Origin of the sequence: Acidianus infernus, from assembly GCF_009729545.1 — an archaeon.
GTDB classification, from domain to species: Archaea; Thermoproteota; Thermoprotei_A; order Sulfolobales; family Sulfolobaceae; genus Acidianus; species Acidianus infernus.
In genome coordinates this window covers 85,725-106,334 of record NZ_WFIY01000004.1, presented here as the reverse complement: position 1 = coordinate 106,334, position 20,610 = coordinate 85,725, and the positions used below count along the sequence as shown (strand labels likewise).

The window sequence follows — 20,610 nt, the reverse complement described above, 5'->3', positions numbered from 1 at the left end:
AAGGGTTAAAATTCGTTTTTAATTTCATTTCGCAATATTCCTATTCCAGGTACTTCTACTTCCACAACATCTCCTGGCTTTAAATATTCTTTATTTCCAAATTCTGCAACTCCTGCTGGAGTACCAGTAGTTATTATATCCCCTGGCTCTAAGGTAATTCCATTACTTAAATAAGAAATTAGTTCCTCTATAGAAAATATCATATCTTCCGTAGACCCTTTTTGTACAATCTTTCCGTTAACCCTTGTTATTATTTCTAATGGAAAAGTTATTTCGTCCTTACTTACAACCCAAGGACCTAGAGGTAAGCTAGTATCTAAAGATTTTCCCATAACCCAATTTAATCCATAAGGGTGAATTTCTGGAAATTGATAATCCCTAAAGCTTACGTCATTAATAATCGTGAATCCAAATACATAATCCATTGCTTCTTCCTTTTTTATATATTTACCTCTTTTACCTATTATAATCCCAATTTCTCCCTCATAATCAACTTTTCTAACCCCTTTAGGTATGATTATTGAATCTCCGTGAGCTATTATAGAATTATTCCCTTTCATAAAGAAGTAAGGCTGTTTAGGTGGATCAATTGAAGACTCCTTGGAATGAGATCTAAAATTAACTGCAGGCAAAAATACTTTACCTGGGAATATCGCAGGCAAAAATTTAGATAACTCAACTTTTCTATAACTTTTAACATTTTTAAATAGATCAAAGGCTTTTACTACATTTTTTGAATCTTCAAGAACGCACTCAATTCCCTCAAAATCTGGAACATAAAATTCGTTATTTATTACAAAAACTGTTGTCTTTTTTCCATTCACTAAACCTTGTGTAAATCTCATAGAACCTCAAATGTAGAAAATCCTAAAAAGATTATGGTTAATAGAGATATTGCCACATTTATTGGTTTGTCAAATTTTCTAGGAATCATGTTTAATGAACTTAATGCAAATATTGAGAATGTAGACGAAAGGATAAATATCCCCACTATAGCTGTAGAATAAATTATATTATCCAAAGATATAGCAAGAACTACTGTAATTATCTTAGAAGGCGTGACTGCTAATGAACCTTGAAGAAGTCCCATTTCTTTTGGTTCTATCTCAAATTCTTTCCCTAATATCGCAGAAGCAAGTAGAATTAAGGCTACACTTATTCCTATTAAATTGCCTATAATATTTAGATAAACAGAATTAATGGAAGTTATAATTAGTATTACAGTCAAAGGTATGGCTAATATTGCAAATCCTAAAGAATGAAATATGGAGAACTTTAGAACTTTAACAGAATTTTTCAAAATTCTTGCAGTAGCTATATGGTCTGGATCTAGTCCATGAGTTAATCCTAAGAGGGCCACTATTAATGCGTCTTGAAGGAACATCATAAGTAATATAAAGTATACATATAAAAATTACTAATTGACACTATAAAAATTAATAATTGACACCATGAGAATTACTACCAAGAAAAAAAGATTTTAACTTTCTCTAAACGCTTTTCCAGTAGCTTCTAATAATGCCTTCATCATACCTAAGGCATAGGAGGCATCCTTATCAGATGCCATTCTTAATAATCCCATAGTGCCTACGGGCTTAACGTTTGGCAATTCGCTTACCCATATATTAAGTGCTTTACTCATTTTCTCCATTATTAAGACAAGGTTATCTACTAATTTAGGATCACTGAAGACGTCAATTAATTTTACCATCTTATCTAATACTCCGTTCTTTTGTAATTCTGCTAATTTGCCCATCATATTAACCATGGAATCGATGTCTATTTGAGTAAGCGTCTTTACAGTCCTCTCGTCAGTTAACTTCTTTAATATAGGCAATGATGCTTCTATTGCAGTAAGTAAACTTTCTACGTCTAGTTGTTGCACTAATTTTATTGCTCTCTCGCTAGTGAGTTTTTGCATCATTGGAGTTAGAGCTTCAAGGGCCGCCAATGTAGAATCTACGTCAAATTTCTGTATTAATGAAATAGCCCTAGGAGAAGTCAGTTTTTGCATCATTGGTGTTAATGCCTCTATAGCAGACAGAGTTGCGTCAACGTCAATCTTTTGCAATAATGCTAGAGCTCTATCGCTTGTTAGTTTTTCTATTATTGGCCATATTGCTTGTATTTTTGGTAGTTGTTCCATTCCGAAGGATATGAGTGTATTAATTAAGTCTGCCTTCTGTACCGCGTCAAGAAGGGCGACTCCTTGCTCCATCATATTTATAAGTTCATCTATTTGACCTTTCTTTTGCATCTCTGCCATAGTCTTTGCAATCTTATTTAATGTAGGAGTTAATTCTACTGTAGCTTCTAATAATGTATCAACATCAAGGCTTTCCAGTACTTTAAGTGCCTTATCGCTGGTCAATTTTTGAAGTATAGGAGTAAGCTTTCCTGTGGAATCAAGTAGTGCATCATAATTTATGCTTTCCAGTACTTTAAGTGCCTTATCGCTGGTCAAGGCTTTCATTATTGGTGTTAATTTTTCTATAGCTGTTAACGTAGCGTCTATATCTATCTGCTTTAACAACGAGATTGCCTTGTCGCTTGTAAGCTTTTGCATCATTGGTGTTAATGCCTCTATAGCGTTTAATGTGGCGTCTAGATTTATTTGTTGTAGCAAGCTTAATGTCTTATCGCTTGTTAGTTTTTCTATTATTGGCCATATTGCTTGTATTTTTGGTAGTTGTTCCATTCCGAAGGATATGAGTGTATTAATTAAGTCTGCCTTCTGTACCGCGTCAAGAAGTGAAAGAGTTTGGTCTGTTAAGTTTAATAGAAAGTCTAATTGACCCTTTTTATTCATTTCATTAAGTTTATCTGTAAGTTTTTCTATTGTTGGTAATGAGTCTGCTAATTTGCTTAATTTTTCAAGGTTCTCAGGTTTTAATAATGTTTCTAAAGGATCTTGTCCTTCAGACATATTTATCTATAATCTATTTACGCAATTAGTTTAATAATTTTATGAGTAATGAAATGAAGGTTTTAGCTTACATAATATTTTTCAGGATTTCTCGTTACTATTTAACATGTTTTTATATACTTTCGTAGCATTTTTTATTATATTTAAGAATCTAAATTATCTTTCCTTTTTACTTTTATTCATTGAGTCATGAACTGAAAGCTTTCAGATTTTCTTGCTAAAAATCTTTATATAATAAGTAATCATTAAACCATTGATGGGTTCTCCTTCAGATCATTTAGCCAATGAGAGAACTTTTCTGGCATGGGTTAGAACAGGAATAGCATTAATAGGCTTCGGTTTTGTAATAGCAAAATTCGCTTTATTCATATCTATCCTCAAAGGTGCTAAAACCTTATCCTCTAGCTCTGTAACTTATGGTGAAGTAATGATTATTCTGGGTGGAATTGTAATATTCTACGGTTTATATTCTTATCTAGAAAATGAAAAAGATATATCTAGAAATCAATATAGACCGAGGGTCTTACCTAATATGATATTTGTAGGGATAATTTTGGCTATTACAGTAATCCTAGCACTCTTCATAATATGAGGTCAAGATAAATGATAATAAAATACAAGGCTATGAGAAGTACAGACTCATACTTAGTCACCTTACCATCAAGAAGTACGGCTATACCTACTACATTGGCTATAACTGCAGATATGAGTTCCGGTAAAGAATTATAAAAGCTATAAGACGAGAAGAATCCAATTAATCCCAGTAATAAAGTAGAATTCTCTATTTTACTTCCTACAAAACTAACTATTGCCAAAGACCCTCCATTCAAATTTCTCATTGCCAATCTAATGCCAGATAATTTTTCCTCAAGTTCTGCTGCTATTGGAGTTATTAATAGCGAAGTCCAGGCTATAGGCAAATTAAATTCTTTAGATATTGCAACAACGCATTTAACAAACAGATCCGAAAAAGCTAATATCAAAATTGCTCCTATTGCTAGCTCTATAACACTCTTAGATAAGTTGGTAATTTTATCGTTTTCTTTTTCATCTTTACTCTTTTTAATTCTATAAAAAATATAAAGAATGTATATTGATGATAATATTATTGCTGTAAAAATATTAAATCTGCCATAAAAAACTATTATAGCTAGAATAATAGTATTCAGGATTAAGAAATTATTTTCAACATTATAATCATAATTCATTGTCAGGGATCTATTCCAGGAAAATGAATAAATTAAACCAACCAAACCTATGCCCAAAGTAAATAATATTACATTGCCACCAATTGCGGAGCCAATGGCAACTTCATATTCTCTATTAAGTAACGCGTATACAGTAATTACTGTTTCCGGTAATGCTGTTAAAAAACCTAAAATTACTCCTCCAGCAATTCCTTGCCCGAACTTTCTTTCCACATTTTCTGTACCCCTGGCAAGAAGCTCTGCAGCAATAATCAGGATTGTTAAAACTCCTATGAATCTGATCAGATCCACCATTTACTTTCATTTTGGTTTTTACAACATAACTAGTTATTAACCTCTTTCATTTACTTAAATTAGATGGACGAGCTAGACAAGAAAATATTACTTTATCTATTTCGTGACGGCAGAATATCTATTCGTAGCTTAGCGTCTCTGTTAAATCTAACTCCCCCTACAGTTCTTTATAGAATAAAAAACTTGGAAAAAGAGGAAATATTAGAGGGTTTTCAACTTTTAGTTAATCCTAACTTTTACGGTAAATATTATTCTTTTATTTCATTCAAAAATTTAATGGATATGGATGATAAATGGGTATTTCTAAAATTTAAATGTGTTGAATGGCTAAATGTATACGGAATAGTTGGTGAGAGTACAGCTGAAATTGAAGATAGAATATCCTTTATGAGGAAGACTCTTGGAGAGCCAGTAATGCAGTATACTCCCCCTCAACAACCTTTGCCACCTAAGGAACTCGACATAAAAATAGTTAAAGCATTGCAAGAAGATCCTAGAGCGTCAACTGCAGATATTTCCAAGGAATTAGGAATAGATAGTAAAATAGTAATAAAAAGACTAAAAATTATGAAAAATAGAGGATATATATCTGTGATACCTAAAATAAATATACCAAAAAGCGGAATGTCAGTATTTTCTATGTTCTCTAAAAGGATTCCAGAAATAAGGGACATTCTTTCTCATTGCAGAGTCTTGGAGATAGTAGATAAGTATAACGTAGGTATAGAAGTTTGTCTAACTGAAAACATTGAAAATGTGAGGAATTATGTAAGAGCGGTTAGAGAAAAAGATAAGGAAGCTGACGTGATGATTATATATGATATAATTACAAAGGGTATCGTGGAATAGTGTCAGCAAGAATAAAATATATAATTTCCTATAATTCGTATGGAAAAGATTTCTCCTTATAGCGGAGATCTTTATGAAGGTCCGATTTGGCACCCAACAGAAAACGTACTTTACTGGGTTAATATCTTAGCAGGGACAATTCATAGGCTAGATTTAAAGAAATCAACTTATCTTGAAATAAAACTTAAAGATTACGTAAGTTCAATTTCACCTAGAGTAACAGGAGGATTAATTGCAACTTCTGATCAAGGCTTTTATGCGGTAAACCTTGATGGTGATGTTAAAGAAATTTATAAAGTAAAAGACTGGGATCTAAGAAATAGGTTTAATGACGGAAAATGCGATGCTGTTGGGAGATATTGGGTAGGTACGATGAATTTGGAAGAAAAATATCCTACAGCAGGCTTTTATGTTTTAGATACTAATCTTTCGTTTAGGAAGGTCCTAGATAACGTGACAATTTCAAATGGTCTAGCCTGGAGCTCTGATAATAAAACTCTATATTATATTGATACGCCTACTAAGAAAATTTTTGAGTTTGATTTTGATTTAGAGAAAGGTAGAATAAGCAATAAGAGAACTCTTATAGATTTATCGTCAGTTCAAGGAAGTCCTGACGGAATGACTATAGATTCTAAGGATAATTTGTGGGTAGCTTTATTTGGAGGAGGTAAAGTTATAAAAATTGATACAAAAACTAAAGAAATTATTGATGAAATTCCAGTTCCTACCCCTAATGTTACTTCCGTAACTTTTGGCGGTGAAAATCTTTCAACACTTTACATTACGACTGCTAAAATTCATTTAGCATCTCCAGACGAAAATGCAGGTTATGTTTACGCCGAAAAGGTGTCTGCAACTGGTACTAAAATTAATTTTTGCGGAATTTAGTATCTAACATATGATATTAGTAACAACCTTTGGCTTTGACGAGAAATTTCAGATAAGGGCAGTGCTCAATTACGGTAAAAGTATAGAAAAAGTGATAATAGTAACGTCTATTACAGACAGCGATAAAGTTAAAAAAGCGCTCTCGTCTTTTACAACATTTCTCGATAATTTGTCAATAAGTTACGAAATAGTCAAAGTAGATCCTATAAATTTTATAAATTCTGTCGCGTTAATAGCATATTATTTACCAACAGATAAGAAAATTATTGCAAATCTAAGTGGAGGTATGAGAGCCATAATAATGGAGACGCTTACAGCTTTGGCATTAAAAGGAGTAGACGCTGATGTAGAAATAGAAACAGAAGATTTTCAAGGTAAAATCTCTTTTAAAGTATCTGATCTTACCAGGGGGGATATAAATACTGATCATCTTCTTATACTAAGGGAAATATGGAGGGGAAACAGAAGTATTTATAGGTTAGCAAAAGCTACTGGAATGTCAACTTCAGCTGTAAGTAGAAAGCTTTCAAAACTATTAAAATACGGATATATTAGGAGGGAAGACACTAGTTATATTTTAAATAATAAAGGGATGATAATGGCACTAATGATGGAAATGAGTGACGAAAACGTCTAGCTTACTGATTTAAGCTTTTCAATTATCTTCCTTATTCTATCCTTTTCCTCAGAATTTAGCGAATCCCAATTATCTAAGATATAGTCTACTAATGATTCAAGCTCCGTTATCGCGTTATCTATTCTTCTCTCTTTAGGAAATCCACCTAGTAATTCTTTACCTTTATTAGTTAAACCGTAGTATTTTTTAGTTCCTTCTGTTTTCACAACCTCTATTAATCCTTCAGCTTCTAATTCTCTTATCATAGGGTAAACAGATCCTGGAGAAGGTCTCCACATTCCCATACTACTTTCCTCCACTTTTTCCATAATTTCTGCTCCAGTTAATGGCCCATTGGTATAAAGTAAGTAAAGTATTATGTGTCTAAGTCCTCTACCTCTATGGAAATGCACGTAATAAGTTCTTAATTCAAACTTAATATTGTTTTGCATTTTACTTTCGGCGAACTTATCGTTGTTAAATAATTTTTTATAATACACGTCATATTCTGGTTAATGTTTATTATACTAGGTTAAATTTACTTTTAATGTTAACTCATATACGAGAAAAATATGTATATTGTTAAACAATTATATATCAATGATAAGATATTAAATCCTTCTATACATAGAGATTATCCTTAGTCATCGTTCCCTTACCTAAAATTGATAAATTATCTATATAGAGAATCTGAAAAAGTATTCATTATTATTACGAGGAATAATAAATATATTTAGTTAGATCTGTTATAAGTTTAAAATAAGTATACGAGCTATCGTCTATAATTTACATTAATGTTTAGACCAATTAATGTTAATAATTTTTATAAGCTTCTCACTTACTAAACTTTTCTTAGATCACAAATGGCAAAGAAAGGAAAGAAGGCACAAGGACAGCAGCAACAAGGCGGAGAAAAGAAACAATAAATTAGTAGGGGGTATATACTCGGTAATATTTTAAGTCAATATCTTTTTTAAACTTATCTTTTTTGATGAGTTGTATAATGCTGGAAATTTCTTAGATCCTTTAACTTATCTAATTAGGATAAATTCTTCTAAATTTACTGACTGATTAAAGGTAACTTAAATGTTATTTATGAAATAAACTACAAAGAGTTTTTTGCTAGGCGGTAGAGCTAATTTTATATGAAAAACGCCGAAGTTAGAATTATGGATATTGCAGTATTATTAGCTTCACTAGGAATAAGCATTTTAGAATTGTCAGAAGCAGGTGCTGTAGCTGTAATATTTAATGGAATATACAAAAACGGAAAGCCGTATATTTACGGGCTGGCAGGAGTACTTACAGTTTTAATTCCAGTTTTTACCTTAGGTCGGTACATAGTACTTCTTCCCCTGGAGTACGTGCTTATAGTAGCTGGAGTAATCCTATTCTATTTTGGATATAAATTAATAAGAAGTGCTAGAAGATATTTCAAAGGAATAAAAATAGTGCACAAAGAAGAAGGCGAAGAAACTTTAACTACAGTTTACGTAGTAGGCTTTACAGAGGCACTCGAAGCAGGTCTTGTAATACTAGCATTAATCCCCCAATCTTATATTTCCGCATTGACTGGAACTTTATTAGCTTCAATCCTAGTTGTGGCACTATTATTCGTACTAAAAGCACAGATAATGAAGATTAGAGTACCTCAATTAAAGTACGTACTTTCAGCACTATTATTTAGCCTAGGAACTTTATTCTTTGGAGAAGCTTTCTTTGACATTGACGAACTATATCTAGGATTATTCTTTGTAATATACCTAGGACTAAACTATGTGGTAATAAAAATGTGAGAAGAACATGCATATTAGTGAAGACAAATTGATTGATTGAATAAAAGAATAAAATAAAAGTTAATATCTTTTTAATTATTTATTTACTTCTATCTATCTACTTCTTTCTTCAACTTTCTGCTTTTCCTTTTCTACTGGCTTACCTAGTACAGAGTACGGGAATTGGCTATATATTATTCCAGCTATAAGCAGAAGGATTACAGCTATTATTCCCACAGCCGCTACTTGTGATGCTGTTAACGGTGTAGTTGTTGCATTGCCTGTCACTATAATTGCTACAACGAATTCTAAGATTAAACCTATTATGAATATTACCTTAAAGATTTTGTCCATTTCTTCTAATTCTTTCTCATTTACTGCCATTTTTATCACCTCTTCTTGTAAACGTAATGTGCAGTTATTAGCATAGAAGCGAATACTGCAGCAGTGAATTCCAATCCGCTTAATGCCATTTCTAGGTCACCACTTAATATGTGCCCAGACGCACAACCATCAGCCATTCTTGCACCAAATAGCATTAAGTATGCACCACCAAATGATCCTAAGAACCTCTTTGCAGGGTTAGTTCCAAACCTTTCAGCCCAGCTAGGTGGTATTATATCTCTAAATGCAGTAAATCTCCTAGTTAAGAATACTGCACTGAAGAACGCGCCCATTAATGTTCCAATGTCGCTATAAGGCTCCCAACCAATTCCTTTGAATACTATCTGCGAATACTTGAAAGTTGGCATAAACAAGTGTCCAGCAATCCAAGAGTCAGTAGTAGATTCGCCGAATATTTGGTGTAAGAACATCTCTGCAACCACTGTTAACGCTACAATTCCTGCAACTGAAACCATGAACCACCTAGTTACGTTGTCTTCAACAGCGTAATACTCATTTAACTTCTTTGCTAAGCTATTTTCACTATAAGGTAATCCACCTTCAGTTAAGAATCTTGCAGTCTCCTGATGCATTTGAATTTCTTGTGGTGTTAGTCTTCTTTCTATATTTGCTCTTAAGCAGCTTCTAACTCCTCCTTTATACCTTGGTAAATAATAAGCTAGTAAGAACATTCCTATTGCGTAGATTATTGAGATTCCGAATAAGTCTAAAGGCGTTAATCCATCCCAAGGTATTAAGTACTCTTTTCCTGAAGGATGGGTAGCTCCTATTATCAGGCTACCAAAGTTTCCTACAGTGGTTAACCATTGTCCTGCTGGGGTTTGATATAAAGCAGTCCAAGTGGCTGCACCTAATATTGCACCAAATACTGCATATATTGCGTCTCTCCTTCCTTCTCCCAAAGCCATCCATATTGAGCCAGGGAAGTATCCTGAAAGTGCTAGTCCCGCTCCAAAGAATAAACCTCCTATAAGTACTCCTATTACATAAAACGGCTTAGGACCCCAATGAAAACCAACGCCTGCAGCGTATAAACCGAAGAGTACTGGTGTCCCAATAGCAAATCCTAATGCAATACAAGTGACGAATAATCTATCTTCCCACTTTGCCAGTCTAATTAAAGTCTCAGGATTTGATATTCCCCATATTTCAGCAGCTGCACCAATTATGAAACCTATAATCAGTCCAACCCACATTGGGGCTGTATATGTTATCATTTTACTTTATCACCAAAAGTAACTTTCTTTTCCCAAGATTAAATAAACATCTTATAAAAAATATGGGAAATTGACTTTAACAGAGTTAATACATTACTGAATATAAATTCTTTAAACTTTTTAAAATATATCCGTTTAAAACTTATTACTTGAATATAGTCAGCCATTATATAATGATAAACTATAGTTCTACAGAAGCACGTAAAGTGTTAAAAAGATTTAAACTATTCCTTAAATTTTACCTAAAGCATGATACCCTATGTATAGGTGTTGTGATAAAGAATTTCAAGATGAAAAGTCATTTAAAAAGCATATAAAGAGTGCCAAGCATCATCATTTAACGTCTTCTGATTCTTTCAAGATATCTTTACCTAAGGATTACATATCGTCAATTATAGACAATAAAGAGAGCGCAATAAGGCTACTTGGATTCTTACCTTATGAGGATAAGGTCATAATTCCCTTACGTTTATCTAGAAATGTGATAGGAAGAGTTTTAAAAAGGTCTTTAATAGCAAAGGTTGAAGGTCCCTATTATGATTCAGGATTAATAAATTACAAAATCGACGCAGGTGATATAAAATAAGTTTTAGGCAAGCGAGATTGGGAGAAAGCTTAAGGCTAACTATTATTGTAACTTTTGAGGCTGAGCTAAACTTCTTAGGCTCTATCTTACCTGGTGCAGTAATAAAGAGCTTATCGAACATCATAATGCCGGATGATGTAATAGAGAACGTAAGAAAAGCTCTGTTGATAGAAGAAGAAAAAAGAAATATTATACCTTAAGTTCGGCCAACTTTTGAGTATTATCCTCCATTAACCATTCTATTCCTTTCTTATAGTCATCAAACTCTTTTCCTTCAAATCCATAACTTGAAGCTAATTTCCACGGAGAAGTTATAGGTGAGAGAATTTCCGCATTAGTATTTCCCCAACTTTTAAGAGAATTATATCCTTGATTGTTAATTACAAGAACTTTCATTATCCCTCCATATTTTGTTGCAGACCACAAAGCTTGAAAACTATAATTAAAGCTTCCATCTCCAACTATTGCCAAGGCTTTACCTCCGGTAGAGGAGTAACCGAAAGACGCAGGAATTGCCCAACCAATAAATCCTGCTCTATTTGCAAAGAATAACCTTCTTTTATAACCAATTATTGATCTTATTATTTCCCTATAAGACGGCGCCTCATCAAATACAGCGTAATTTTCTAAATGAGGATATAATAATTTCATTATTTCCTCCACTTTCTGATTCCTTGCAGGAGAAACTTTTACTGGACTAAATACGTGAGGCTTTGCATATTTGATTGCAATCTTTAGAAAGTCCTTAGGGTTACAAACTAAAGTCTTCCAAGTTCTTCTTGACGCCTCAATCCAATCGTAAGTCACTTCAATAACCTCTTTTCCTTTCAGTACTTCGTCGTCAGGAAATAGCACATTATTTACGCTACCTCCTATGATTAGCACAGCAGGAAAATCTTCAAGTACCTTATTTATCTCACTAGACCTTCTAGGTAAATCTCCTGCAAAAAGCTTATGTGGAGTCTCAAAAGGACTTCTAGAAGCGAAAGGTTCAGCAAAAACCGGGGAGTTAATTTTCTCAGCAAATTCCCTCATTTCATCATGAGCGTTGAATACATCTATTTCATAACCTGCTACTATTGCTATTTTATCAAAGGAGTTAATTTCATTCATTATTTCCTTTACTTCGTCTTCCCTACAACAAAGCTCCACCTTGTGCATAAAACTTCTAATAGTTATGTTAACTTCCTTGTCTTCTAAATCTTCAGGAATGGAAAGGAAAGTAGGACCATAAGGAGGAGTTAAGGAAGTTTTTATTGCCCTTATAAGGAATTTTACACCTTCATCAGCATTTCTTGCTTCAAAAGACGCCTTAACTACCGGCTTAGATATTGTTGTTAAATCTCCGTAAAGTCTAGGCTCGTCTGAAAGGTGGGAGGAAGTCTGTTGGCCTCCAATTATTACCATAGGTATTCTATCCATGTAAGCAGTATAAAGGAATCCTAGGGCATTAGATAAGCCTGGAGCTGCGTGAAGATTTACTACAGCTAACTTCTCACTGCCCAAATGATATCCTTCAGCCATCCCTACCGCAATTCCGTCCTGCAGTGCTAAATAGTATTTAAAACCTGGAGGTATTTTCTTTATAAAAGATAATTCAGTTGTTCCGGGGTTCCCGTATATTCTATCAGTAAATTCCCTGAGTATTTCAAAAATCTTGTCTCCAAGCATATAAAATAAGCTTGTAATGAAGTATAAAAACTATTTGATATGTTTTAACATTAATTGTTTTATCAAATATTACAATCTAATTTTTTAAACATTTTACTCTTCCTGGAGCTAAACTGAAAGAAGTAATAACTTTACTATATTTATTTAAAAAACATTCACGGTGTAGAAACTCTCTTTGGAATTAAAGGCATTAGTATGGCAGAAAATATTGCCAATCCCAGCATTATGTAAAACGATGAAAGTATTGTGTATCTTAATCCCAGAAGTACTGTTATTAATGCGTTTCCGCCGGCACCTCCTACTGTAACTCCTATACCCCAGATATATGAATTTGCTACCGTATAGAAATTTTTAGGAAATGTTTGACTTACGTAACCTAACAATACTGGGAAAGAGCTAAACGCAGAAAACGTGAATATCGTGTAAAAAGAAAGGGATAATATCAGGTTTTCAGCAAATGCTAAAAATCCTATAAAGGTGACTATTGTCAATAAGCTACTAACTATGAATGCATATCTTCCGCCTTTTCTTTCAGTAAGCCAACCAAAAGCAGGTTGACCTAAAACAGAGCCTAAAAATCCTATAGTTAAGAATATTCCAGCCAACTCTTTAGAATGATATACGTCGTATACAAACTCTCCAACGAAAGTAGTTGTACCAGTGATGAACATACTCCTTATAAATACTATTGAACCTAATATAATTAAGAACTTATAAAACGCCTTTTCTAACTTCTCTTTACTCTTCCTAACGTCTATGGATTCTCTTTTATAGAACTTAAGACCTACAAATATTATCATAGCTGAAAGTACCATGTATGCAGAGACTGTAAGCAAACCGGTTATTTCCCCAAGGCCTAGTATAAGAAAAGTTACAATTGAAGGCATTAAAGACCTTCCTAAACTTCCTAAGGATCCATTAATTCCTAACGCTCTGCCAGCTTCCTTGCCAAAAGTCCTAGAAAGTATTGCACCGCCAATTGGGTGATAAAAAGCCTGACCTATTCCTAAAAGTGTCGAACCTAATGCTATTAACGCTATGGACGGAAACATGAAGGAAATTCCAAAAATTCCTATTGCCAAACCTTCCAAAAATATTCCTAAACTCATTAAGGCAGAATCAACGTTATGCTTATCCGCAAAGTCGCCTATTAAAGGAGATAGAAGACCAGAAAGTAAAGTATAAATTATCGACATTGATCCTAAGATTATTAGGCTTATCCTATCAACCGTAGAGTAGTACACTATAAGAAGGGGGAATATTAGGAAAGTTCCATCGTTATTAAAATGGGCTAAGGAAGTAATTATTAATATCCTTAATTTCCTTCTAACGTCCATGTTAGGTATATTTGATACCCAACAATTTAAAGCTAATTTAGAAAAATCTTATCCTGCATCACTTGAGGTAAAAATAATTATTAGCAAATGATATAGAAAAACTGATGCTGAGCACGCTCTATACTGAACCGTGATGCAGTCCACCGGCACTGAGAGTTTACTAGTGTATCGATCATTTTCTTGATAAGTATACTCTACTATATTGGGAGATGAAAACTCCTATAAGAGCCAACGATGAGCCAAATATTTGGAAAACATTGGGTATTTGGTCTAAAATTATGAAAGAAAATAGATAAGCAGACACTGGAACTAAAATGACTATACTAGATGCGGTCGTTGCACCTAATTCTTTAACACTTGAAAACCAGAATATGAAGCCTAAAGCTTGGGCTATTATTGCAACTAAAATTCCCACACCTATTCCAAGGACAGAAGGCTTAAAATAAAAATCAAAAGGCAGGATCGGTATTACAAATAATGAAGAAAAGAGGGACATGAAAGCGTTAAGCTTTACTATATCCCTATTTTTTAGGTTAGAGTAATATAAAGTTCCAACTGCCCAAAGTATTGCTGCAACTATTGCTATCAGCGACCCTGGGCTAAAATTAACGCTATCTACTGAAATGAATATACCAGTAAATGAAACTATTATTCCAACTAATTGAGGGAATGAGATTTCCTCACCTCTTAGCCTTGAGAGTAATGCTACGAATATAGGTTGCATATAAATTAGTACAGAGGCTAATGCAGGGTTTGTGGAATAGTTTATTGCTAGGTTTAAGAGTATGACAAAAATTCCCATGTTAAGTATTGCATTAATAGCCTCCTTTTTACCGTAAATTATTCCTTTTCCGTAAGCTGTTAAAATTAAACCACCTATGATAAATCTAATAAAAGTAAGTACAAAAGGAGACATAAAATAGAGGGCAATTTTTGATAAAGGGAAAGAAATTCCCCAAACTATTATTACTCCTAGTATGGTTAAATAACCCCTTACCACGTGTGAAAATGCCTTAAAAAATATTTAAAATTAAGGCAAGTAAGAGAATAAGCTTATAAAAAATTTTTAAAGTATAAAAAATATATTCAACCATGATAAAGAAAATATTATCAGGATTTATAGGAGGGCTTTTAGAAATAATCTTCTTTATAAACAATCTCAGCGTATTTTCAACGATATCTTATCACGTTCTCAGAATTGATTCCGTTATTGTAGGAATCCTACTACACCTAATTGCTGCAATCATTATAGCATTAGTTGGAATATCAATAATAGAAGTAACTAAAGTAAGATATGAAAATAGAAACTTCTTATCAACATTGATTATGGGTATTTTATTTGGTTCCGCAGTACTAAGTCTCTTTAGCCTTCCAGTTCACTTATTGGTTTTCCCAATAAAGATAACATTAACGTACGTGTTAGCTCATATTTTCTATGGTATAATAACTTACCTTGTATATTCGTTCTTCAAATGAGCGTTATTACTTCCTTTAACGGCAACTTCTCTAAATGTGTAATTCTTAGTCCATAGTGAAACTATTAACGTAAGGATCATCATTGCAAGTCCGAATAAAGCAATATAATTGAAAGCAGTAGAGGAAGGCATAAAACCTAAAACCAACGGTTGATTATCGTAAACCATTATGACAGGAGCTTGATAAGTCTGCATAAATGACGTAGCGACTACTGGACCTGCGGCTCCGCCTATGGTTCTTAGCAGTGCATTCATTCCCATCCCCGTAGTTCTGTACTGGTCTGGTAATGATAATGCTACCATGTTTACTAAAGGTATTATAACTGCTACTAATCCTATTGATGATACAAATCCATCAATGAGAACTTCTGTTGGATTGGATCTATAATATATTAACATAATATAAGCTAATGATGATAGCAGACTACCTAGAATTAAGATAGGTTTTGGGCCTATTTTTGGCAAAGCTCTACCAAACATGGGACCGAAAATCACCATTCCGAAGGCCACTGGAGACATTAATAATCCAGACTGAATTATTGATAATCCAAGTCCGTAAGGTGAAGGTAACTGAGAGTAATAAACTAGAAAGATGAAGACTGTGAACATTCCTACTCCAGAAATTATTCCTACTAAGTTAGCTACTGCAAAGTTTCTTATTTTAAATAAATCTAACCTTAACAAAGGTTCTTTTATCTTTCTTTCAGCAGCTATAAAAATTCCATATGTTAATAGCCCGGAAATGAGCAAGGATAAGTTACATACTGAAGTCCATCCTAATGTAGGTCCTTCAGTAATGTAAACTAAAACTAGGACTGTAGCTAAGCCTATTAACGTTGAACCTAAGTAGTCAACTTTTTCCTTATATCTTATTCCAGTGTGTGGAAGGTACTTTATAGAAATAATGAAAAGGATTAAAGATAATATTGCCGCTGTATGAAAAGCGTAAGGCCAACCTAGATCTTCGACTACATAAGATCCAATTAGTAATCCAAGAGCCGGGCCTATTCCTATCATAGCACTTAATATTGCTTGCGCAAAAGCGACTTTTTCCTTAGGATATAAGTCTGTTATGTAAGCTATTGCTATTGGAAACATTGAGAATCCAACACCTTGAATAGCCCTAGCACCTAATAAAACCCATATATTTGGAGAAAAACCTGCCATAGCTACCGCAATTATATAAAAACCTATTGCAGTAACGTACATCTTCTTTTTGCCGTAAGTATCTGCAAGTTTGCCCATTAACGGTGAAGTTGCTGCTGCAACTATCATATAGGCTGAAGTTACCCATCCGGCTAATGTAGCAGAAATTGAAAAGTCCCGCTCTATCGTTGGCAAAGCGGGAACAACCATTGTTTCAACGTAGTTTACAATCAGCAACATTAAAGAAAGTATAAGTAGAGTTCTAGATTTAATGTCCATGAGGGAAATTGAGAACTTCATAAATATAAGATTTTCGATATATCTATATTATGTTGGTTTGCTACCAAAATTTTTGGATAAAAACTTTTTAGCTTAGCTAGTTAGATGAGATTATGGCTTGGTTCAACAAGGATGAGGTGAAGAAATTCATAAGGAAAGACAATTCCGTGCTAGTAGTCTGGGACGTGCAAGAAGCTCTAGTAAATTCCATATTTAATAAGGAAGAATTTCTGCAAAAATTGAAAGAACTTATTTCTGTAGCCAGACAATATAACGTTCCTATTGTTTACACAAAGATAACGCCATTGCCAGAAAGATTCCAACCACCTTACATGAGGAGATCATTTAACCCTGGAGACATTGTAAAAGAGGTATATCCACTAGAAGGCGACGTTGTTTTAAACAAGAATACCACAAGCATATTCGTGGGTACTAATTTCGAGCTGATGTTGAGGAATGCGGGAATACAAACAATAGTATTCACTGGAATTGCAACTGATATAGGTGTAGAGACATCAGCAAGACACGCCCAAGCTCTAGGTTATTTACCAGTAATAGCTAGAGAAGCAGTGTCGTCTTCTGATAAAGATGCACACGAAAGGTCTCTGATAAACATGAGTAAATTAATGCTAGTCCTTGATAATAAAGAAATAATTGAAAGGTGGTCAAGCTAATAAGGGGAAGTAATTCCTATTAAATAACTCCCTTTTTATTACAATCTTCTACCTGTTCTTTAGTCAGTGTGATTGCGCAAATTACTGGAACGATCAATCTCGAGCTTGTAAGCTTCTGTTCCAAAATGTACTTATTCCAGCTCTAGCTTTCCCAACGATATTTTATGCAATAATTCAAATCTGCATTAAGCCTGGATTTAATAACGTATTCAATGTGTTCAATAGCTTCCTGTTATAAAGAACCAATCAAATTTTCTAATGTGCGTAAAATTTGCTGACCCTGTTTATATAGTTTTATCCCTTTTCTTGTTTTCTTCCTTAAGTTCAGAAATAGTTGCTTCAAACCTTTCGTCAAGTTCTGAGATCATTTTTCGAATTTTTAGTCCCTTTTCCTCTTTCATCTCCTCAATTGCTTTATCGAGATTCATAATTTGATTGGACTTCTTGTCATTTTCCTAAAATTTCTGTTGGTCTACAAGATCTTGAACTTTTTTAGCCAGCCCATCTATCTTATCGGCTATAAGATCAGCTACTTTTATCGCAAAATCTTCGTTAAACGCTCTAGCAATGACCTCTTCTGCTCATTAATTATAGCCTTAAGAGCTTTCCTTCCTCAACCTCAACGCCTCTTATTCCGTAGTATGCTAGGGTAGAAGAGAATACAGCGTTCTCGTTCTTATAAAACTTATAATACTCGCTTCTATCTTTCCTCGTGTAATAATTCACGTAATAAAGTTCTGCGGAGCCGTCAGATCTAGATATTCTTAATATAAAAACATTGAGGGCTGACTTCGTATAATCTTTCATTAAAAGGTCTATCCCTTTATCTAAGCCATTCTTTATTAGAAATTTTAAAGCAAGTTCACTATCTATTGTGGTTTGACCTTGAAAATTCAAAACTTGAGCTAATTTTTCTTTATCAACAGAACCATTGTGAGCAAAGAAGTAAAAATAGTTCTCGTCGTCTCCGTAAAAAGGATGAGCAAATCTAGCAGATACAGTAGATTTATCCGTTGCTTGTCTAGCGTGAAATATTGCGTAAAACTTACCCTCTATGGAAGGTAAAACTAAAGACTCGTTAAATATTGGATTTTTTGATTTATAAAAATAGATTCTTTCTCCATCATAAATAACGTAACCCCAGCCATCGCCGTGAACGGGATTTAAACCATACTTAGACGCAATAATATCGTTTTTGGCAGACTCCTTCAACGCCTCATAAAGTTTAGTTAACTCTTCCTTAGAATCACCTACATAAGCAAACATCCTGCACATATAAATAAAAAAGATTTTACGGATAAAAGTTCTGTAGCTTTATTCTTCCGTTTTCGTCATATACATAGACCGAACCTTCTTCCTCATCCAGGGTTCTCTTATGCGAACCATCGCAGAAAGGTTTATTTCTAGACAATCCGCACGCGCATATATAAAAAACTTGTCCATTATCTGCCTTTATCATATAAGGTCTATTACGGTCGTGTTTTACTAACCTAGCCATTGCAAAGTAAGTGTAGAAAGTAAAGTATATATACAGTACGTGAATATAGATAAAGTTGGTTACTTTGAAGAAACTTGATACAATCTGCCCTATCGTTGAAACAATTAGAATAATTGGTAGTGAGCCCAAATTGTTGGTTTTAAGGTATTTATTAGATGGAGGGAAAGGATTTAACGAATTACAAAGATTAACCAGATTAAGTTCAAAGACTCTATCTTCTACATTAAAAGATTTAGAAAATAACGATCTCATAAAGAGGATCGTGATAAGTGATAGACCCTTTAGAGTAAGATATGAACTTACAGAAAAAGGTAAAGAATTGAAAGGAGTATTTGAAGAAATACAAAAATGGGGAAATAAATACCTTAAATGACCAATATAAATTAAATTTAAAAGAAAACTTAGTAACACCATACTATGAAGAACAATCGCTTATATCGGAGTTAGGAGGCTAACGCCTAGAAGGTAGGATGTATTTTTGGCCAATAATATATGTGCTATTGTTAATCTCCTTCTCAACACGATCAATGATCCTCTTATTTTATTATCGTTACCACCTTTAGGCATTGCGGGATACTTTCTGGGATATAGACTATTAGAAAATAATGAGATAAAGTTCTTCTTCAAGAACGGTACTCTTTATTATAAATGGCCTTACAGCATAACGTTAACGTGGACTTTGCTTTATATTATAAGAGTATCTTTGGAATTTTTTGCATTAAATAGTCTTACCATAACAATAATTGACCTTCTCCTCGCATTTAACACCGGGATATTAATCTCAGCAAGTATAGTTACCTTGAGAGAAGCTAAGAAATTTCTCTATTAGCAAGAGTAAAGTTTATTTACTTAACTTTACTTAAGTTAAGTTATGAGTCAGATCCCTCCAAAAGGTTTTTCATTTTCACAAAAATTGGTAAAGGAAATAAAAATGAATGATGGATGGAAATATTCGTTATTAGAAATAAAGGTCAAAGAGCCTCATTATTTACATATCATGGATAATGGCGAGTTCTCAACTGGAGTTACTGTTGATGACAAAGGTAATGTAATAAGAATATACGCTACTAGGATAAAAGTTCTGAATGAGACAGACGATACTAAAGAAGAGGAAATTGAACAAACCGTAGTAGAATTAAAAAGTAAGAAAATTATTCATACTAGGTCAAAGGTTAGCTTAAATAAAAAAGAACAAGGATTTGTTGGAATAAAATCAATGGAGATAGTAAACCAGGAGGAATATGAGCTTTGAAGAGCGATAAAATCCTGGAATATTGCAGAACTCCCAAGTCTTTTACCGAATTGAAGGAGCTAACGGGCTTAAGCGATGCAGGACTTTACAAGGCACTAAATAAATTCCTTGAAGAAGGATTGATAAGAAAAACAGAAGAAGGAAAGTACGTTACCACCGACAAAGGAGAAAAAGCCTATAATACTCAATTAAAGAGCTTAATGGAAGAAGGCATTTGGATAGAATACTATGGTATAGGCGAAGATAAAATCAGAGAGATTCTAAAGATCTTAAAAAGCGTTAAAGGTGAGTTTTACCTTAAAGCTTCCAAGTCAGCAGATGAGAGCTTATTAGAGCAGCTTATAATTCTCCAAGAGTTGAATAGGAACGAGTAAACTAAATATAGTAAATATGGCATTATCAGAAGACGTGAAGGAGAGGCTAGTAAAACTGGTGGAGAATTACAAGCTAAGACTGGGAAGAGAGTTACACTAAATGTCAATCTGCATTATAGTTTTCCTTTATCCATTCG

General features: G+C 33.6%; 27 protein-coding genes. 13 read left to right on the top strand and 14 right to left on the bottom strand.

The annotated features are described in order from the left end of the window. Positions 1 to 5 precede the first annotated feature (5 nt). From D1867_RS00675 to D1867_RS00665, 3 genes are all read right to left on the bottom strand, one after another. A complete protein-coding gene (locus tag D1867_RS00675; RefSeq protein WP_155862377.1) occupies positions 6 to 845 on the bottom strand; it encodes a fumarylacetoacetate hydrolase family protein in 840 nt (279 codons plus the stop codon). After that, on the bottom strand, positions 842 to 1,387 hold the full coding sequence (locus tag D1867_RS00670) for a hypothetical protein (RefSeq protein WP_155862376.1): 546 nt from the start codon (positions 1,385 to 1,387) through the stop codon (positions 842 to 844). Before D1867_RS00670 ends, D1867_RS00675 begins: the two co-directional genes overlap by 4 nt. Before the next feature lie 93 nt (positions 1,388 to 1,480). Then, positions 1,481 to 2,926 carry a DUF1641 domain-containing protein gene (locus tag D1867_RS00665; RefSeq protein ID WP_155862375.1) on the bottom strand — a complete coding sequence of 482 codons (1,446 nt, stop codon included), beginning with the start codon at positions 2,924 to 2,926 and terminating at the stop codon, positions 1,481 to 1,483. Positions 2,927 to 3,182: 256 nt separating this feature from the next. On the opposite strand from D1867_RS00665, the gene D1867_RS00660 reads away from it, so the two are divergent. Beyond that, the gene (locus D1867_RS00660) at positions 3,183 to 3,518 is read left to right on the top strand and encodes a YidH family protein (protein WP_205737127.1); all 336 of its coding nucleotides are present in this window, start codon (positions 3,183 to 3,185) and stop codon (positions 3,516 to 3,518) included. On the opposite strand, the gene D1867_RS00655 is transcribed toward D1867_RS00660, so the two are convergent. Continuing rightward, a complete protein-coding gene (locus D1867_RS00655) occupies positions 3,508 to 4,428 on the bottom strand; it encodes a sodium:calcium antiporter (RefSeq protein WP_155862373.1) in 921 nt (306 codons plus the stop codon). The two genes, D1867_RS00660 and D1867_RS00655, sit on opposite strands and share 11 nt — an antisense overlap. Before the next feature lie 63 nt (positions 4,429 to 4,491). Here D1867_RS00655 and D1867_RS00650 point away from each other — a divergent pair, with 63 nt between their 5' ends. The 3 genes from D1867_RS00650 to csa3 are packed head-to-tail and all read left to right on the top strand — an operon-like array spanning position 4,492 to position 6,805. Continuing rightward, the gene (locus D1867_RS00650; protein WP_155862372.1) at positions 4,492 to 5,277 is read left to right on the top strand and encodes an Lrp/AsnC family transcriptional regulator; all 786 of its coding nucleotides are present in this window, start codon (positions 4,492 to 4,494) and stop codon (positions 5,275 to 5,277) included. Between the two features lie 39 nt (positions 5,278 to 5,316). After that, positions 5,317 to 6,168 carry an SMP-30/gluconolactonase/LRE family protein gene (locus D1867_RS00645; protein ID WP_155862371.1) on the top strand — a complete coding sequence of 284 codons (852 nt, stop codon included), beginning with the start codon at positions 5,317 to 5,319 and terminating at the stop codon, positions 6,166 to 6,168. Between the two features lie 10 nt (positions 6,169 to 6,178). Then, positions 6,179 to 6,805 (top strand): CRISPR-associated CARF protein Csa3, encoded by a 627-nt coding sequence (gene csa3 / locus D1867_RS00640; RefSeq protein WP_155862370.1) that lies wholly within the window; start codon positions 6,179 to 6,181, stop codon positions 6,803 to 6,805. Here the strand turns inward: csa3 and D1867_RS00635 are convergent. After that, complete coding sequence (locus tag D1867_RS00635; protein ID WP_155862369.1) at positions 6,802 to 7,236, bottom strand: PadR family transcriptional regulator; 435 nt, start codon at positions 7,234 to 7,236, stop codon at positions 6,802 to 6,804. The two genes, csa3 and D1867_RS00635, sit on opposite strands and share 4 nt — an antisense overlap. A gap of 717 nt (positions 7,237 to 7,953) precedes the next feature. Here D1867_RS00635 and D1867_RS00630 point away from each other — a divergent pair. Beyond that, entirely contained in the window at positions 7,954 to 8,580 is a 627-nt protein-coding gene (locus tag D1867_RS00630) for a hypothetical protein (protein WP_155864356.1), read from the top strand. Positions 8,581 to 8,673: 93 nt separating this feature from the next. Here the strand turns inward: D1867_RS00630 and D1867_RS00625 are convergent, their stop codons facing one another. Both D1867_RS00625 and D1867_RS00620 read right to left on the bottom strand, forming a co-directional pair. Next, positions 8,674 to 8,943, bottom strand: a complete 270-nt coding sequence (locus tag D1867_RS00625; RefSeq protein WP_240872146.1) for a hypothetical protein — start codon at positions 8,941 to 8,943, stop codon at positions 8,674 to 8,676. A 5-nt stretch (positions 8,944 to 8,948) separates the two neighbouring features. Continuing rightward, the gene (locus tag D1867_RS00620) at positions 8,949 to 10,181 is read right to left on the bottom strand and encodes a YeeE/YedE thiosulfate transporter family protein (RefSeq protein WP_155862368.1); all 1,233 of its coding nucleotides are present in this window, start codon (positions 10,179 to 10,181) and stop codon (positions 8,949 to 8,951) included. 259 nt (positions 10,182 to 10,440) lie between these two features. On the opposite strand from D1867_RS00620, the gene D1867_RS00615 reads away from it, so the two are divergent. Then, the gene (locus tag D1867_RS00615) at positions 10,441 to 10,767 is read left to right on the top strand and encodes a C2H2-type zinc finger protein (RefSeq protein ID WP_155862367.1); all 327 of its coding nucleotides are present in this window, start codon (positions 10,441 to 10,443) and stop codon (positions 10,765 to 10,767) included. Positions 10,768 to 10,784: 17 nt separating this feature from the next. Then, complete coding sequence (locus tag D1867_RS00610; RefSeq protein WP_155862366.1) at positions 10,785 to 10,967, top strand: hypothetical protein; 183 nt, start codon at positions 10,785 to 10,787, stop codon at positions 10,965 to 10,967. On the opposite strand, the gene D1867_RS00605 is transcribed toward D1867_RS00610, so the two are convergent. From D1867_RS00605 to D1867_RS12665, 3 genes are all read right to left on the bottom strand, one after another. Further along, on the bottom strand, positions 10,957 to 12,438 hold the full coding sequence (locus D1867_RS00605) for a thiamine pyrophosphate-binding protein (protein ID WP_155862365.1): 1,482 nt from the start codon (positions 12,436 to 12,438) through the stop codon (positions 10,957 to 10,959). The genes D1867_RS00610 and D1867_RS00605 overlap by 11 nt on opposite strands. Positions 12,439 to 12,593: 155 nt before the next feature. Beyond that, positions 12,594 to 13,775, bottom strand: a complete 1,182-nt coding sequence (locus D1867_RS00600; RefSeq protein WP_155862364.1) for an MFS transporter — start codon at positions 13,773 to 13,775, stop codon at positions 12,594 to 12,596. 172 nt (positions 13,776 to 13,947) lie between these two features. Beyond that, on the bottom strand, positions 13,948 to 14,775 hold the full coding sequence (locus D1867_RS12665) for a DMT family transporter (protein WP_338077906.1): 828 nt from the start codon (positions 14,773 to 14,775) through the stop codon (positions 13,948 to 13,950). Positions 14,776 to 14,867: 92 nt separating this feature from the next. On the opposite strand from D1867_RS12665, the gene D1867_RS00590 reads away from it, so the two are divergent. Beyond that, a complete protein-coding gene (locus D1867_RS00590) occupies positions 14,868 to 15,251 on the top strand; it encodes a hypothetical protein (protein WP_155862363.1) in 384 nt (127 codons plus the stop codon). Here D1867_RS00590 and D1867_RS00585 read toward each other — a convergent pair. Then, positions 15,224 to 16,675 carry an MFS transporter gene (locus D1867_RS00585; RefSeq protein ID WP_155862362.1) on the bottom strand — a complete coding sequence of 484 codons (1,452 nt, stop codon included), beginning with the start codon at positions 16,673 to 16,675 and terminating at the stop codon, positions 15,224 to 15,226. The two genes, D1867_RS00590 and D1867_RS00585, sit on opposite strands and share 28 nt — an antisense overlap. Before the next feature lie 113 nt (positions 16,676 to 16,788). Between D1867_RS00585 and D1867_RS00580 the strand changes: the two genes are divergently transcribed. Then, positions 16,789 to 17,349 carry a cysteine hydrolase family protein gene (locus D1867_RS00580; RefSeq protein ID WP_155862361.1) on the top strand — a complete coding sequence of 187 codons (561 nt, stop codon included), beginning with the start codon at positions 16,789 to 16,791 and terminating at the stop codon, positions 17,347 to 17,349. Positions 17,350 to 17,633: 284 nt separating this feature from the next. Here the strand turns inward: D1867_RS00580 and D1867_RS00575 are convergent, their stop codons facing one another. From D1867_RS00575 to D1867_RS00565, 3 genes are all read right to left on the bottom strand, one after another. Further along, positions 17,634 to 17,777, bottom strand: coding sequence for a hypothetical protein (locus D1867_RS00575; protein WP_155862360.1), 144 nt, complete (start codon positions 17,775 to 17,777; stop codon positions 17,634 to 17,636). A gap of 160 nt (positions 17,778 to 17,937) precedes the next feature. Continuing rightward, on the bottom strand, positions 17,938 to 18,624 hold the full coding sequence (locus D1867_RS00570) for a class II glutamine amidotransferase (protein WP_155862359.1): 687 nt from the start codon (positions 18,622 to 18,624) through the stop codon (positions 17,938 to 17,940). Between the two features lie 16 nt (positions 18,625 to 18,640). Further along, positions 18,641 to 18,847 carry a CDGSH iron-sulfur domain-containing protein gene (locus D1867_RS00565; protein WP_155862358.1) on the bottom strand — a complete coding sequence of 69 codons (207 nt, stop codon included), beginning with the start codon at positions 18,845 to 18,847 and terminating at the stop codon, positions 18,641 to 18,643. Between the two features lie 49 nt (positions 18,848 to 18,896). Between D1867_RS00565 and D1867_RS00560 the strand changes: the two genes are divergently transcribed. The 4 genes from D1867_RS00560 to D1867_RS00545 all read left to right on the top strand — a co-directional run bounded on the left by D1867_RS00560 (position 18,897) and on the right by D1867_RS00545 (position 20,473). Next, positions 18,897 to 19,220: a winged helix-turn-helix transcriptional regulator gene (locus tag D1867_RS00560; protein WP_338078068.1), complete on the top strand. Its 324-nt coding sequence runs from the start codon at positions 18,897 to 18,899 to the stop codon at positions 19,218 to 19,220. A 105-nt stretch (positions 19,221 to 19,325) separates the two neighbouring features. Next, positions 19,326 to 19,676 (top strand): hypothetical protein, encoded by a 351-nt coding sequence (locus tag D1867_RS00555; protein ID WP_155862356.1) that lies wholly within the window; start codon positions 19,326 to 19,328, stop codon positions 19,674 to 19,676. 42 nt (positions 19,677 to 19,718) lie between these two features. Then, positions 19,719 to 20,099 (top strand): hypothetical protein, encoded by a 381-nt coding sequence (locus D1867_RS00550; RefSeq protein WP_155862355.1) that lies wholly within the window; start codon positions 19,719 to 19,721, stop codon positions 20,097 to 20,099. Further along, entirely contained in the window at positions 20,096 to 20,473 is a 378-nt protein-coding gene (locus D1867_RS00545) for a winged helix-turn-helix domain-containing protein (RefSeq protein WP_155862354.1), read from the top strand. Before D1867_RS00550 ends, D1867_RS00545 begins: the two co-directional genes overlap by 4 nt. The last annotated feature ends 137 nt before the right edge of the window (positions 20,474 to 20,610 follow it).

Excerpts from the sequence above, each read along its gene's own strand:
- D1867_RS00675 (WP_155862377.1), bottom strand. The coding sequence starts at position 845 with ATGAGATTTACACAAGGTTTAGTGAATGGAAAAAAGACAACAGTTTTT.
- D1867_RS00670 (WP_155862376.1), bottom strand. The coding sequence starts at position 1,387 with ATGATGTTCCTTCAAGACGCATTAATAGTGGCCCTCTTAGGATTAACT.
- D1867_RS00665 (WP_155862375.1), bottom strand. The coding sequence starts at position 2,926 with ATGTCTGAAGGACAAGATCCTTTAGAAACATTATTAAAACCTGAGAAC.
- D1867_RS00660 (WP_205737127.1), top strand. The coding sequence starts at position 3,183 with ATGGGTTCTCCTTCAGATCATTTAGCCAATGAGAGAACTTTTCTGGCA.
- D1867_RS00655 (WP_155862373.1), bottom strand. The coding sequence starts at position 4,428 with ATGGTGGATCTGATCAGATTCATAGGAGTTTTAACAATCCTGATTATT.
- D1867_RS00650 (WP_155862372.1), top strand. The coding sequence starts at position 4,492 with ATGGACGAGCTAGACAAGAAAATATTACTTTATCTATTTCGTGACGGC.
- D1867_RS00645 (WP_155862371.1), top strand. The coding sequence starts at position 5,317 with ATGGAAAAGATTTCTCCTTATAGCGGAGATCTTTATGAAGGTCCGATT.
- csa3 (WP_155862370.1), top strand. The coding sequence starts at position 6,179 with ATGATATTAGTAACAACCTTTGGCTTTGACGAGAAATTTCAGATAAGG.
- D1867_RS00635 (WP_155862369.1), bottom strand. The coding sequence starts at position 7,236 with ATGCAAAACAATATTAAGTTTGAATTAAGAACTTATTACGTGCATTTC.
- D1867_RS00630 (WP_155864356.1), top strand. The coding sequence starts at position 7,954 with ATGGATATTGCAGTATTATTAGCTTCACTAGGAATAAGCATTTTAGAA.
- D1867_RS00625 (WP_240872146.1), bottom strand. The coding sequence starts at position 8,943 with ATGGCAGTAAATGAGAAAGAATTAGAAGAAATGGACAAAATCTTTAAG.
- D1867_RS00620 (WP_155862368.1), bottom strand. The coding sequence starts at position 10,181 with ATGATAACATATACAGCCCCAATGTGGGTTGGACTGATTATAGGTTTC.
- D1867_RS00615 (WP_155862367.1), top strand. The coding sequence starts at position 10,441 with ATGTATAGGTGTTGTGATAAAGAATTTCAAGATGAAAAGTCATTTAAA.
- D1867_RS00605 (WP_155862365.1), bottom strand. The coding sequence starts at position 12,438 with ATGCTTGGAGACAAGATTTTTGAAATACTCAGGGAATTTACTGATAGA.
- D1867_RS00600 (WP_155862364.1), bottom strand. The coding sequence starts at position 13,775 with ATGGACGTTAGAAGGAAATTAAGGATATTAATAATTACTTCCTTAGCC.
- D1867_RS00590 (WP_155862363.1), top strand. The coding sequence starts at position 14,868 with ATGATAAAGAAAATATTATCAGGATTTATAGGAGGGCTTTTAGAAATA.
- D1867_RS00585 (WP_155862362.1), bottom strand. The coding sequence starts at position 16,675 with ATGGACATTAAATCTAGAACTCTACTTATACTTTCTTTAATGTTGCTG.
- D1867_RS00580 (WP_155862361.1), top strand. The coding sequence starts at position 16,789 with ATGGCTTGGTTCAACAAGGATGAGGTGAAGAAATTCATAAGGAAAGAC.
- D1867_RS00575 (WP_155862360.1), bottom strand. The coding sequence starts at position 17,777 with ATGAATCTCGATAAAGCAATTGAGGAGATGAAAGAGGAAAAGGGACTA.
- D1867_RS00570 (WP_155862359.1), bottom strand. The coding sequence starts at position 18,624 with ATGTGCAGGATGTTTGCTTATGTAGGTGATTCTAAGGAAGAGTTAACT.
- D1867_RS00565 (WP_155862358.1), bottom strand. The coding sequence starts at position 18,847 with ATGGCTAGGTTAGTAAAACACGACCGTAATAGACCTTATATGATAAAG.
- D1867_RS00550 (WP_155862355.1), top strand. The coding sequence starts at position 19,719 with ATGAGTCAGATCCCTCCAAAAGGTTTTTCATTTTCACAAAAATTGGTA.